Source organism: Marinomonas sp. BSi20584 (assembly GCF_002792415.1).
In the GTDB taxonomy this organism is placed as follows: Bacteria; Pseudomonadota; Gammaproteobacteria; order Pseudomonadales; family Marinomonadaceae; genus Marinomonas; species Marinomonas polaris.
Window position 1 is genome coordinate 67,807 of record NZ_KZ454877.1, and the last position, 12,277, is coordinate 80,083.

The 12,277-nt window shown below is 43.3% G+C and carries 11 protein-coding genes; 4 read left to right on the forward strand and 7 right to left on the reverse strand.

The window, feature by feature from the left end; translation table 11 throughout:
- Positions 1-320 precede the first annotated feature (320 nt).
- On the forward strand, positions 321-743 hold the full coding sequence (hpaR, locus tag TY87_RS10045) for a homoprotocatechuate degradation operon regulator HpaR (RefSeq protein WP_072838336.1): 423 nt from the start codon (positions 321-323) through the stop codon (positions 741-743).
- 23 nt (positions 744-766) lie between these two features.
- On the opposite strand, the gene TY87_RS10050 is transcribed toward hpaR, so the two are convergent.
- Entirely contained in the window at positions 767-1,717 is a 951-nt protein-coding gene (locus tag TY87_RS10050) for a helix-turn-helix domain-containing protein (protein WP_100186980.1), read from the reverse strand.
- A 240-nt stretch (positions 1,718-1,957) separates the two neighbouring features.
- On the opposite strand from TY87_RS10050, the gene TY87_RS10055 reads away from it, so the two are divergent.
- Both TY87_RS10055 and TY87_RS10060 read left to right on the forward strand, forming a co-directional pair.
- Positions 1,958-3,544, forward strand: coding sequence for a GMC family oxidoreductase (locus tag TY87_RS10055; RefSeq protein ID WP_100186981.1), 1,587 nt, complete (start codon positions 1,958-1,960; stop codon positions 3,542-3,544).
- 27 nt (positions 3,545-3,571) lie between these two features.
- Entirely contained in the window at positions 3,572-4,795 is a 1,224-nt protein-coding gene (locus tag TY87_RS10060; RefSeq protein ID WP_100186982.1) for an MFS transporter, read from the forward strand.
- Between the two features lie 86 nt (positions 4,796-4,881).
- Here TY87_RS10060 and TY87_RS10065 read toward each other — a convergent pair whose 3' ends face one another.
- Entirely contained in the window at positions 4,882-5,889 is a 1,008-nt protein-coding gene (locus TY87_RS10065; protein WP_100186983.1) for an MsnO8 family LLM class oxidoreductase, read from the reverse strand.
- A gap of 132 nt (positions 5,890-6,021) precedes the next feature.
- On the opposite strand from TY87_RS10065, the gene TY87_RS10070 reads away from it, so the two are divergent.
- Positions 6,022-7,464 carry an NAD-dependent succinate-semialdehyde dehydrogenase gene (locus tag TY87_RS10070; RefSeq protein WP_198432071.1) on the forward strand — a complete coding sequence of 481 codons (1,443 nt, stop codon included), beginning with the start codon at positions 6,022-6,024 and terminating at the stop codon, positions 7,462-7,464.
- 265 nt (positions 7,465-7,729) lie between these two features.
- Here TY87_RS10070 and TY87_RS10075 read toward each other — a convergent pair whose 3' ends face one another.
- The 5 genes from TY87_RS10075 to TY87_RS10095 form a co-directional block, all read right to left on the reverse strand.
- Positions 7,730-8,476, reverse strand: coding sequence for an SDR family NAD(P)-dependent oxidoreductase (locus TY87_RS10075; protein WP_100186984.1), 747 nt, complete (start codon positions 8,474-8,476; stop codon positions 7,730-7,732).
- Complete coding sequence (locus TY87_RS10080; protein ID WP_100186985.1) at positions 8,473-9,441, reverse strand: NAD-dependent epimerase/dehydratase family protein; 969 nt, start codon at positions 9,439-9,441, stop codon at positions 8,473-8,475. The genes TY87_RS10075 and TY87_RS10080 overlap by 4 nt, the downstream gene beginning before the upstream one ends.
- A gap of 14 nt (positions 9,442-9,455) precedes the next feature.
- Entirely contained in the window at positions 9,456-10,439 is a 984-nt protein-coding gene (locus tag TY87_RS10085) for a fumarylacetoacetate hydrolase family protein (protein WP_100186986.1), read from the reverse strand.
- 11 nt (positions 10,440-10,450) lie between these two features.
- Positions 10,451-11,029, reverse strand: coding sequence for a cupin domain-containing protein (locus TY87_RS10090; protein WP_100186987.1), 579 nt, complete (start codon positions 11,027-11,029; stop codon positions 10,451-10,453).
- A gap of 89 nt (positions 11,030-11,118) precedes the next feature.
- The gene (locus TY87_RS10095; protein WP_100186988.1) at positions 11,119-12,249 is read right to left on the reverse strand and encodes an FAD-dependent oxidoreductase; all 1,131 of its coding nucleotides are present in this window, start codon (positions 12,247-12,249) and stop codon (positions 11,119-11,121) included.
- Between the last annotated feature and the right edge of the window lie 28 nt (positions 12,250-12,277).

Below are 12,277 nucleotides of genomic sequence, written 5' to 3' on the forward strand. Positions count from 1 at the left end.
GTTAATTGTACCTATGAGCCCCATTCTCTACTCTATAAAGTGCTGCGATAGGCACTGCGGATGAATTAGCAGATACCGCTGTAGGGCTGCTTGGCTTTCTTCTGTTCAGTTTCGGCGGGATCTTTACTCAAGCCGTTCCTTTAATAATTGAGCTACGCCTCCATATGATTGCCTTTGCCATCTTAGCCTGTACACTTTTAGCAAATATCACTCACAGAACCATCCTAGCAAAAGATAACAACAGGCCTATACGCTAATATTTCTTTAGAAGGCGTATTTGATATTATCAAAATCATACTTTAAGGAATTATCGAGATTACATGAAAAGACTAGAAGACTCCCTGACACTGCAATTATTAAGAGCCCGTGAATCATCAATGACTTTTTTTAGGCCTGTACTACAAAAAGCAGGCTTTACAGAACAGCAATGGCGAGTCTTACGCGTTTTAAATGATCATAAAGAGTTAGAGGCTAAACAACTGGCTCATCTATGTTGCATTCTTAGCCCAAGTTTGACGCGCATTATTACGCGTTTTGAAGAAGATGGCTTCTTGATACGCAAAAAATCGCCTACAGATCAGCGTATTTCCCTGCTTTCATTAACGCCAAAGGCCAATAAAATTGTTAAAGAATTCCGTCCAGAAGTGGATGCTGCATACCAACGAATCATCGAAAAGCTAGGTGAAGATAAGCTTAAAGAACTGAGCCGACTATTGAGCGATATTATTGCATTAGAAAGCTAAACAAGCTCAATAATAGGCAGCTCTTACACAAGATTCTGCCTTTTTTGTTTTCTAGTTGCTTGAGGCGACTCATTAAAATACTGTTTATAAGCACGACTAAAATGCGAAGAGTGACTGAATCCCCACTTATAAGCGATATCCGTAATACTCAAATTATCTAAATTTAGAATGTCTTCACGACTTTTATTCAATCTTGATTGCCAAACATATCGGCTCATAGTCATACCATGAGCTTCAAATGCTCTGGCTATTTGGCGGCACGACACAAATAAATGACTACTTATCATTTCTGCATTTAAATCTGCTGACGTTAAATGCTGTTCAATGAACGCCTTACATTTAAAAAATAATAAATTCCGATTTTTTTGATTAAATTTTGCGCCATGTAATCCAGACAGTACCTGAATATGGTGTATCACCTCTTCTGCTTTTAGCTGAAAAGTATGATGACTATCGATACTACTCTCTAATAATTTAAAAATCGCACTCGTTGATGAAGTACCACATTGCAAATTACGGTCTATTTTAATGAGGTTATCAACAACCCCTAACTCTCTTTCGGCAATGGATCGAGGAACATCTAAAACATACATTCCCATATTATTAGGAAAACCATGTCCATAGGGTTTAGCTGTGTCATAAATGACCATGTCTCCTGGCATATGACTCGCGCAATCCATACCTTGATATGAATAACCATTTCCCTTTGTCATTAGACAAATAAAAAAACCATCACGACCGTCTTCATCAATATCAATACGGCTACGCTGCACAGAGTGCCTATTCGCCTCTATATGATTCACGCTAATAATATCGCCGTGAGAATGTCGAAGTTCCGCCTCTAACGGTGAATCCGAGGCGATTGGACAATCAATATGAATCACATATTGATTAACCGCCTCTTCCCAATAATACCGTCGAGACATAAGGTCTATATCTCGAGTTGATACTCGAACTTGTCCTGAAAATGACATAAATCCCTCAATATAGTTTTTGTTTTTTTAAGGATGAATATCTAAACGATCTAAGTTTGATCATACCCCTCGCCAAATAATTAGTAAACATGTTAACTATATTCGAAGTTATGATCTCTTTTCAAAATGTCCGGCAGAGTAAAACTGCCAGTCCGATCAAGTCAATTTTCCCTCTCAATAAACCTCTATGCTCATCCATATAAACACCCAAACACAATAATAAGATCGAGAGGTTTACTCATGAAGTCCATTGATTTCATCGTGGTGGGCGGTGGCTCATCAGGTTGCACTGTGACACATAGACTTGTAAAAGCAGGTTTTCACGTAGTTTTACTGGAAGATGGTCCAAAAGACGATTCTATATTCGTTCAAATGCCAGCCACTTTCATTCGTGTTATTGGGTCGAAGCGATCTGTAATTTATGAAAGCGAACCTCAACCAGACGCTGGCGGCCGAAAAACCTACGTGCCGCAAGGTCGAACCCTAGGTGGAGGTAGCTCAATCAATGCTATGCTTTACATCCGTGGCCAGAAAGAAGATTACGATGAATGGGAACGCAATGGCTGCGATGGTTGGGGATGGGACAACGTATTAACTGCTTTTAAACGCTCAGAAAACCATATGCGTCTAAGCGAACCATTTCACGGTACAAATGGCCCTCTGCGTGTCAGCGACACTCGTTTTCGCCACCCCCTCAGCCAAGCTTTTTTAAAAGCCGCGCAACAAACGGGCATCCCTTATAACGACGACTTTAATGGCGACAAACAAGATGGCATTGGCTTCTATCACACAACTACTTTTGATGGTCGTCGTGGTAGTACCGCTGCAACTTATCTCAAAGAAGTAGAGAACGCACCAAATCTAGAAATTCGAACAGGGTGCTACGTTAACAAGATTATATTTGATGGTAATAACAATGCGACAGGTATTGAGTTGCGTAATGAGTCAGGCAAAATAGAAATACTTTCTGTGAAGAAAGAAATCATCTTAACCGCTGGTGCATTATCAACCCCCAAAATATTAATGTTGTCTGGTATTGGTCCAAAAGAGCAATTATCCAAACATGGCATATCAACGCTTTACGATTCTCCAGAAGTGGGTGAAAACTATCAGGATCATCTAGAAGTCAGTATCTATGGTCGTGCGAAACAGCCAATCAGCTTACTAGGCAGTGATAAAGGCCTCAAAGCACTGTCTTATGGTTTCCAGTGGACTTGTTTTAAAACGGGTTTATTGACTTCTAACGTTGTTGAATCAGGTGGCTTTGTTGATACCAGCAATTGTGGTCGCCCTGACATTCAATTCCATGTACTACCTACTTTAGTTGGTGACGTAGACCGCGAGCCTATCGAAGGTCACGGCATTTCCATAAACCCTTGTTTCTTACGACCTAAATCTCGAGGATTCGCTCGCCTACGCAGCGCCGACCCAACAGACTCGATGATTTTCGAAAGCGGTGCGTTATCACACCGTGACGACGTAGATACGCTTATCCGTGGCGTCAAACTAGCCCGCAAGATTATACGGGCACCTGCCATGGCTGAACTGATCAGCGAAGAGCTTCGTCCATCCGCAAAAGAAGATATTTCAGATGCTGAAATAGAAGCGCATATCCGCAGCCACGCTAAGACCGTTTACCACCCGGTTGGCACTTGCCGCATGGGCTCTGATGAACAAGCCGTTGTCGACACTAAGCTCCGTGTTAATGGAGTAAAAGGTGTGCGCATCTGCGATGCCTCTATTATGCCTACCATTGTGTCAGGTAATACCAATGCTCCGACCATCATGATCGCAGAGCGTTGTGCTGAATTTATTCTCAACGACTAATAACAATAACGAACGAGAGATCTAATAATGAAAATAAACTCTTATGAAAATCGCCTACTCGTCATTCTCTTTATAGGGTTTGGCTTTGTCTTTTTTGACCGCTTAGCGCTGTCTTTTTTGTTTCCTTTTATCGCAAAGGATTTGGGCCTAAACAATAGCCATTTAGGAATGCTATCTTCTGCCCTATCTTTAATGTGGGCCTTATCTGGTATGACATTAGGTGCCTATGCAGACCGCAAGGAATCAAAAAAATACATTTTAGTACTGTCTGTTATTGCTTTTACTCTTTGTTCTGCGTTGTCAGGCATGGTAACCAGCTTCATTAGCCTACTAATATTCCGTGGACTAATGGGCGTTGCAGAAGGACCTGTACTCCCCATTTCACAATCTTTATTGGCTTCAGCCTCATCACCAAAACGCCGTGGCTTAAATATGGGCTTGGTCAATGCGTCTGCTCCAGGATTAATTGGAGCGGTTATTGCGCCTCCGATACTTATCTGGATTGCAACAGATTACGGCTGGCGCAGTGCATTTTACGCAACAATTATTCCAGGCTTGGTCATTGCTGCATTAATGATGTTTTTTGTGCGAAATAAACATGTGCATCAAGACTTGCAAAGAAGTCATGCAATTAGCAACAAAGCAGACATCAAAACCTTATTGAAAAACAAAAATATCCTACTGTGCATTTTAATTTCTTGTTTCTACATTTCTTGGTTCATCACCTTAGTGTCTTTTACACCGACTTATCTAATGCAAATAAAAGGTTTCAGTCCAGAAGTCATGGGAGGCATCATGGGTAGCCTTGGCTTTGCTTGGATGGTATGGGGATTCATTGTTTCCGCTTTATCTGACCGATTTGGCCGCAAACCTATGTTAATTTTATTCACCATGATTGCCACTCTGTGCCCAATGGTTTTACTGTTTGTTGATGACGCTAGCACTATGCTTCCGCTAATTTTCCTAACCTATACTGGACTTGGCTGTTTTACTTTGTTTATGGCGACCATTCCGGCTGAAACCGTTCCAGCTACACAAGTGGCAACGGCGCTAGGTTTGATTATGGGAATTGGCGAACTATTCGGTGGCTTCATTACGCCGGTAGTAGCAGGTTTTGCTGCCGATGCTTATGGCCTTCAAATCGTCATGTGGATTGCCGCTGCAGGATCATTAATTGCTCTACTGCTAGCTTTCTTCCTAACAGAAACGGCGCCAATTAAAGTAAACAAAGCTCAATTAAGTGCCGCATAATCCTTAATTTATAGAGTAATTATGAGTTCAAACAGGCTGATGAATCAGCCTGTTTTTTATTTTGGCACATTATGAAATGCCACTTCCTATAAGTTTTTTGCCAACAAACGATAACTATCTAAACGATCCGATTGGCTATGTGTCACAGTAACAAGAGAAATTTCATCAGTGTTAAATGCCTCAGCCAGAGATTCCATTTCAGCCCAACATTGCTCTGGTGTGCCAATCGTATAACTGGCTTCAATACGATCAAACAAAGCTTGATGAGATGCTGGCATCGCATGATATCTATCGCGAACTTGAGCTGGTGTTAAAAAGTCTTCCCGCTCTCCTATATGAGTAGCAAACTTACGATACACTGCGGTTCCTGCTCGAAGTTTCGCTTCACCTTCCGTATCTGCACAAATACAAGCAATCGCCAACATGCGCTGTAATGGGTGCTCATGCCCTGCCTGTTGCCAAGCTTTTTGGTGAGCATCAAAGATACGTGGATGGCAATTTTCAGAATCAATAAATCGCGCTAAAGCCAAATGATAACCTAACTGCCCAGCCAGCTCAGCACTACCACCACTTGATCCAAGCATCCATAAATCCGGTACATCACGTACTTCTGGCATCACATGGATCGAGCTAAAGGGATGGTTGTCTTTAAATGACCCGTGAATAAAGCTTGCTAGCAAATCCGCCTGTTCAGCATAAAACTGACCGTTCGAGGCTTTATTAGGAAAGGCTAAAGCGGCAGATGTCATAGCAGAACCACCAGGAGCACGCCCTACACCAAGATCAATACGTCCAGGAAAGAGTGATGCCAACATAGAAAAGCACTCTGCCACTTTTAATGGACTATAGTTAGACAGCATCACACCGCCACTGCCAACTTTGATACGTTGCGTAATACTGGCCAAATGCGCGACTAAGATCTCAGGGCAAGGATTAGCGAAATGCACGCTGTCATGATGTTCTGCAACCCAATAACGATGGTAATTCCATTCATCACAATGTTTAGCTAATTCAACCGTTAACAAAGGCGCATCTTTTTTACTATGCGATCCATGTACTGGACTTTGGTCAACAACTGATAATTTTATATTCATACGACAGTCTCTTTATCAAAGAAAATTAGTTAACATGTTAACCTATTTACTTTGATCGATGAAGATTTGATAATAGAGATGTGATTAGTACAAGAATAACTTACTTTATTTACCAACAAATAGGTGATACTCATGTTAAAGGATATGTCCCTTCTTAAGTCTCGTTGTTTAGTCAATGGCGAGTGGGTTGAAGCAAAGGCAAAAACCACACACCCTGTTACTAATCCAGCAACAGGTGAAACTATTATAGAGATTCCTCACCTTTCTCCTGAAGAAATCCCTGCGGTGATCGAAGCATCTAAAATCGCACAAAAAAAATGGGCAGCTTTACCCGCGAAAGAACGCTCTGCTATTTTGCGCCGCTGGTTTGAGCTAATGCTTGAGAACTCTGATGACTTAGCCTTACTGATGACGTCTGAGCAAGGTAAACCGTTAGCTGAAGCGAAAGGCGAAATTGCTTATGCTGCTTCTTTTATCGAATGGTTCGCGGAAGAAGCCAAACGCATTTACGGCGACACTATTCCTGCACCACGAGCAGACCAACGACTTACAGTTATTCGTCAACCTATCGGTGTTACCGCGGCGATTACACCTTGGAATTTTCCTGCAGCCATGATCACGCGTAAAGCCGCTCCTGCTTTGGCAGCAGGTTGTTCGATGATTGTTCGCCCTGCCGATTTAACCCCACTTACCGCTCTAGCCATTGCAGAATTAGCCCAACGTGCGGGTATTCCAGCGGGCGTATTCCAAGTTGTAACAGGCTCTGCAAGCAAAATAGGTAAAGTGCTAACTGACAGCCATGTTGTAAGCAAACTGTCTTTTACAGGTTCCACTGAAGTGGGTCGTTTATTGATGGCACAATGTGCAGACACCATCAAAAAAGTGTCCCTTGAATTAGGCGGTAACGCGCCATTCATCGTCTTTGACGATGCTGACCTTGATAAAGCAGTTGAAGGAGCAATGGCCTCTAAATACCGTAATGCCGGTCAGACTTGTGTATGCGCAAACCGAATTCTGGTTCAACGTGGCGTTTACGATGCGTTTGCCGCCAAGCTAACGGAAAAAGTCAAAGCCCTAAAAGTGGGTAATGGCGCCGAAGCAGGCACAGATATTGGCCCTATGATCGAAGAAAAAGCTATTCTAAAAGTAGAAGAACACATCAAGGATGCTGTTAGCAAAGGCGCGACTTTGATTCATGGAGGCGATCGTTTGGGTGGATTATTTATCACGCCAGCGATCCTAACGGGTGTAACTCCTGAAATGAATGTGGCTCAAGAAGAGACCTTTGGCCCTCTCGCTCCTCTTTTCTCATTCGATACGGAAGAAGAAGCCATCGCGATGGCCAATGACACTATTTTTGGTCTAGCAGCGTACTTCTTTACTCGTGATCATGCTCGCATGATTCGTGTATCAGAGGCCTTAGAATATGGCATGGTTGGTCATAATACTGGCTTAATTTCAAATGAAGTCGCGCCTTTTGGCGGTGTTAAACAATCGGGCCTTGGTCGCGAAGGCTCTAAGTACGGAATCGAAGATTATTTAGAAATGAAATACATCTGTAGTTCCATTGCTTAATATCTCAATACCAGTAGAGCATAGGCATTTCATGACGAAGCGCTTATGCTCTACTTAACACTATTTGTAGAGAAAACATCAAAATCAATCAGACACACTTTGTTATTTTCTCCCATGAGACTCTCTAGAACAAAGTCAGCATGGATCAAAATATAAGCTTTGACGTGATTAACTAATATTCCTTACGGATTTCTGCCGCTATTGTGTGAATTTCTTCTAACTTTCAAGCAACCCGCCTACTCTTATAAAAACATGACAATATCTACTAATTGCCATCGCTGATAATAGTACCGCCATCAACAACGATATTTTGTCCAGAAATAAAGCCACCCGCCCTACTTGCCAGCATCACCGCCACGCTGGCGATTTCTTCTGGTTCACCGACTCGACGAAGTGGTGTGGCGAGTAATCGGCGTTGCATAAATTGCTCGTTTTCAAGTAATTCAGTCGCCAAAGGCGTTCGGATCAAACCGGGAGAAATGGCGTTCACTCGAACCCCTCTAGGTCCCCACTCAACAGCTAAGTTCCGCGCTAGCTGCGCCAACCCGGCCTTAGATAAACCATAGAGACCAATGGCTTTATTACCTCTTAATCCGGCAATACTAGACATTAAAATTACGGACCCTTGCCCTCGTTCAGCCATATCAGGAATCAACGCAGAGCAAAGTCGTAATGCACTTTTTAGATTGATCGACATGACCAAATCCCAGTCGTCATCGCTGATTAACTCTATTGGCCCAGCCGGTCCTTGTACGCCAGCATTCGACACAAAAACATCAATACGGCCGTAAACCGCCTTGGCTTGTTCAACCAGTTTATCGATGCCCTCGTTACGACTTAGATCACAAGCAATAAAAACCACGCCATTTTTCGCGACATACTGATTTGTCCGATCGGAAGCAATAACCTTAGCACCATAAGCGGCCATGGTATCAACAATGGCTGAACCCAATCCACCGGATGCGCCAGTAACCAATACCACCTTATCTTGTAGTGAAAATAGTGTGTTCATTTTAATAAAGCCCGTTCTACTAGCTTATTAAGATCGCCATCATGCTTAAAACCCACTTCATCGGCAGAAGGGGTTTCTAGCGATGGAAAGCACCCAAACAAGTCTTCAATCATTGGATTTGGCTCATAGCTAACGAGTTCTTTCGTGTTCTGCTTATAAACCAAGCCAATAGCATCGACCATTTCTGCCATGCTGAAACAGAGAGTGGGCAAGGTAAAGGTTCTAGTCACCTTTAGTTTGCTTTCTTCTACTGCTGCACCATGGATAAGGTTTTCAATAATGTTTGGCAAAGACGATGCCCATGTTTTTGCTTGTGCCGACATAGGGCAAACGAAAGCATAGCCTTGGGATAACTCACGAATAATATCACTTAAAAAAGCCGAAAGTTGACCCGTTTCTGCTGGCGGACGAGCCAACACACCGGGTAAACGCAATGAGCGGCCATCGACCCAGCCACGGCGACTAAAGTCATTAATCATCACCTCACCAACGATTTTATGGGCGCCATAACTCATCTGAGGTTTCAGCGGAGTATCATCGTTGACCAAATCTGGCATGATGCCAAAGACCGCAATGCTACTAGCGAACACCAATACAGGTTTGTGCCCTATCGATTCCGTTTGAGTTTTGCAGAGATCCAGTAAGGCCATCGTGGCATCAATATTCACACTGCGGCCGAGCTGATCATTTTTTTCCGCCATGCCACCGGGAATACTGGCCAGATGGTAAATAACATCCATGGGGAAACGCCCCAGTGTGTCTTTCAGCCATTGATCGTCTGCAAGGTCACCACTATGTTGCTCAACCACTAAACCAAGTGACGAGCTATCAACAGCATTATCAAACTGACGATCTAACAAGGTCAAACGCAAGACCTTGCTTTCTCCAACACAGCCTTGGGACAGGATATGGTTTGCCAGCGCTTGTCCAACAAAGCCATTTGCGCCCGTAATTAATACATGCATCTGACAGCCCTTATTTATTTGTTCGCTATGATTTTTTGCTCGATCACGCCAAATGGGCCATCGCGACCATCATCAAATTTCGCCTGCATACGGACACTGTCACCAAAACGCATATACTGAGTTTTAATCTCACCTAGATCGATTTTTTCGATCACTCGTCGCTCGGCAATACACGCCGATCCAGCATCTCGAGATTTATTAGAAACGGTACCCGATCCTATGATACAGCCTGCATTTAATTTGCGAGTTCGTGCCGCATGAGCGATCAATTCAGGGAAAGAAAAATTCATTTCACTGCCATGAGGTTCACCAAAACGCTCACCATTCCATGTGATGTTAAGATGCAAATTAAAACGTCCATTTTTCCAAGCATCACCCATTTCATCAGGAGTAACCGCAACTGGTGCAAAACTTGATGAAGGCTTGGCTTGTATAAAACCAAATCCCGTTGCCATTTCACGAGGCCCAAACGATCGCAGACTCCAATCGTTTATTTGTACCAACAAACAAATCGCTTGAGCTGCTTCGTCCAGAGTTGCCGCCATAGGTACTGGCCCTGTAATCACACCAAACTCACCTTCAAAGTCGATACCATCCTCTTCATTTGGCATCAGAATATCTGCAGTTGGACCTTGAAAATCATCGCTCGCGCCTTGGTACATCACCGGAATGGTGTCAAAGTCAGGAATAGGCTTAGTATTAAACGCCTCTTCCATCAATTTACCATGATTGATGAACGCAGAGCCGTCTAACCACTGCGGGCTTCTTGGCAATGGCGCAAGACAAGCCGATGGGTCAAAATCAAAGGTATAATCTGCTTTTCCTGCGTTTAATAAGTCGTACAAAGCCTGAAGATCGGCGGCTTTTTCTTGCCAATTTTGTACTACTGATAATAAGTTAGGCGCAATAACTGTGGCGTCGACAGCTTTGGTTAAATCTTTTGAAACAACGACTAGACGACCATCTAAGGTGCCATTCGGTAGAGTTGCGAATTTCATTTTATGACTCCTTATTTAGTTAAGGCATTAGCCAATTGATCGTCGTACTGTCCACCGATTAGGATGAATAAAATACGGCACATTTTTCCTGAGCGATTCGCCCACGCATGGTTAGTACCACGCTGAATAACGACACTACCAGGCTTTAAAATAGCTTCGCCATTATCAACAATCAAGGTCAACTCACCTTCAATAACAATGCCGTAATCCACTGATTCAGTGCGATGCATCAAAGGATGAGGGGAATCTTCTTTTACTGTGGAGGCATCTTCATCACCAACTTTTGAAAACATTTCCTTCATATTGCCTTTACCATGAGTCAAAAACTCCTCAGTGTCTGGCGGAATATCAACAAAGCGAATTCGGGTGCCCGCTTTCATCGGTGGTAAAACCACAGGCCCTATAGTTGGATCGGTTTGAGCATTGGTGATGGGGGCCGGTGTATCGCTGGTATTCCATACTTCATGAAACTTAGTACCTGGAACGGCTTCAAGATCCATCACAGTATTAAGTGGACCGTTTTCTAAAATAATCGCGTTACCATTTTCATCATGGCCCGTCACAACACGGTAAATATCGGGAAAACTCATGGAGTAACCTCTCTAATGTTAAAAAGCACACATATCGGTAAATAAAAAATGGCAGTGAACACAAACGTGTCACACTGCCCAAGGGAGTTTTAAATCGGCTGACTTAACGCTATTAGTGACTGTCCCATAATTTTTGAGTGTTCGGCTTTATCGCCACCATTAATCTCGATATGGCACAAGCGAGCGGAGTTTTCGACCACCATGCGACAACGATCCCAACGACGATCATGAAACTTATCAAGCGCCACTTGGACATCATCATTAGCCGCCAACTCATCCGCTAATACGATTCCACTTTCGATACCAATTCCTGCGCCAGACGCAAGATGAGGCGTCGTCGCCGCTACTGTGTCGCCTATCATCACTAGACGACCTTTGTTCCAAGGCGTTTTGACTAACAAATTAGCAAGCGGACGGTAGTCAATGTTTGCCTCTTCTTTTAATGCATGTGGAATCAACGCTTTTATGGTTGGATTAGGAAAATGTTCCATCAATCCTGCGAAAATTTGCGGCCAAGTTTCTTTATCAATGTGTTCTTTCGTTGGACGGTCTTCTGTAATAAACATATACATATGAGTATCAGATACTGGGTTTACACCAAGTTTAAGGTGATCTCCCATCCACATGGTCACACGATTGATCTCAGCGGTACGTGGCATAATCGCACGCCACACGCCCTGACCTATGTATTCAGGATCAGCCACTTCAGGGAAGAATTCTTTGCGTATTTTTGAGTGCACACCGTCTGCACCAACAACAAGGTCATAGTCGTGCGTACTTCCATCTGTAAAAGTCACAACTGCGCCAGATTCAGTCTGTTGAATGTCTGTATAGGTGCAGCCCAAGCGGACATTGACACCAGACTCAAGTGTCGCAGTAGACATAATGCGAGCGAGAGTAGGACGAAAAATACCGCCACTGCCTCCCACAGAGGAACCAACTGGGCTTGGTGTTGGCAGCTCCATAATTAAAGGACCATGAGCTAAGTGAATAGCGACGCCATCAGTAACACAACCTTGTTCAACAACTTGCTGATAAAGCCCAAGGTTTTCTAATGCACGCATAGATGCGCCATTGATACTGATACCAGCTCCCAATTCACACCATTCAGGATCAATCTCAACAAGATCAACTTGAATGCCATGACTGCGCATTTTAATTGCTGTGGCCATACCGGAGAAACCACCACCAATGACCAATACTTTATTTACTGCAGCCATTTAATGACTCCTTATTTTTGTTGTTAGT

Coding starts and splice junctions, on each gene's coding strand:
- hpaR (WP_072838336.1), top strand. CDS start 321: ATGAAAAGACTAGAAGACTCCCTGACACTGCAATTATTAAGAGCCCGT.
- TY87_RS10050 (WP_100186980.1), bottom strand. CDS start 1,717: ATGTCATTTTCAGGACAAGTTCGAGTATCAACTCGAGATATAGACCTT.
- TY87_RS10055 (WP_100186981.1), top strand. CDS start 1,958: ATGAAGTCCATTGATTTCATCGTGGTGGGCGGTGGCTCATCAGGTTGC.
- TY87_RS10060 (WP_100186982.1), top strand. CDS start 3,572: ATGAAAATAAACTCTTATGAAAATCGCCTACTCGTCATTCTCTTTATA.
- TY87_RS10065 (WP_100186983.1), bottom strand. CDS start 5,889: ATGAATATAAAATTATCAGTTGTTGACCAAAGTCCAGTACATGGATCG.
- TY87_RS10070 (WP_198432071.1), top strand. CDS start 6,022: ATGTTAAAGGATATGTCCCTTCTTAAGTCTCGTTGTTTAGTCAATGGC.
- TY87_RS10075 (WP_100186984.1), bottom strand. CDS start 8,476: ATGAACACACTATTTTCACTACAAGATAAGGTGGTATTGGTTACTGGC.
- TY87_RS10080 (WP_100186985.1), bottom strand. CDS start 9,441: ATGCATGTATTAATTACGGGCGCAAATGGCTTTGTTGGACAAGCGCTG.
- TY87_RS10085 (WP_100186986.1), bottom strand. CDS start 10,439: ATGAAATTCGCAACTCTACCGAATGGCACCTTAGATGGTCGTCTAGTC.
- TY87_RS10090 (WP_100186987.1), bottom strand. CDS start 11,029: ATGAGTTTTCCCGATATTTACCGTGTTGTGACGGGCCATGATGAAAAT.
- TY87_RS10095 (WP_100186988.1), bottom strand. CDS start 12,249: ATGGCTGCAGTAAATAAAGTATTGGTCATTGGTGGTGGTTTCTCCGGT.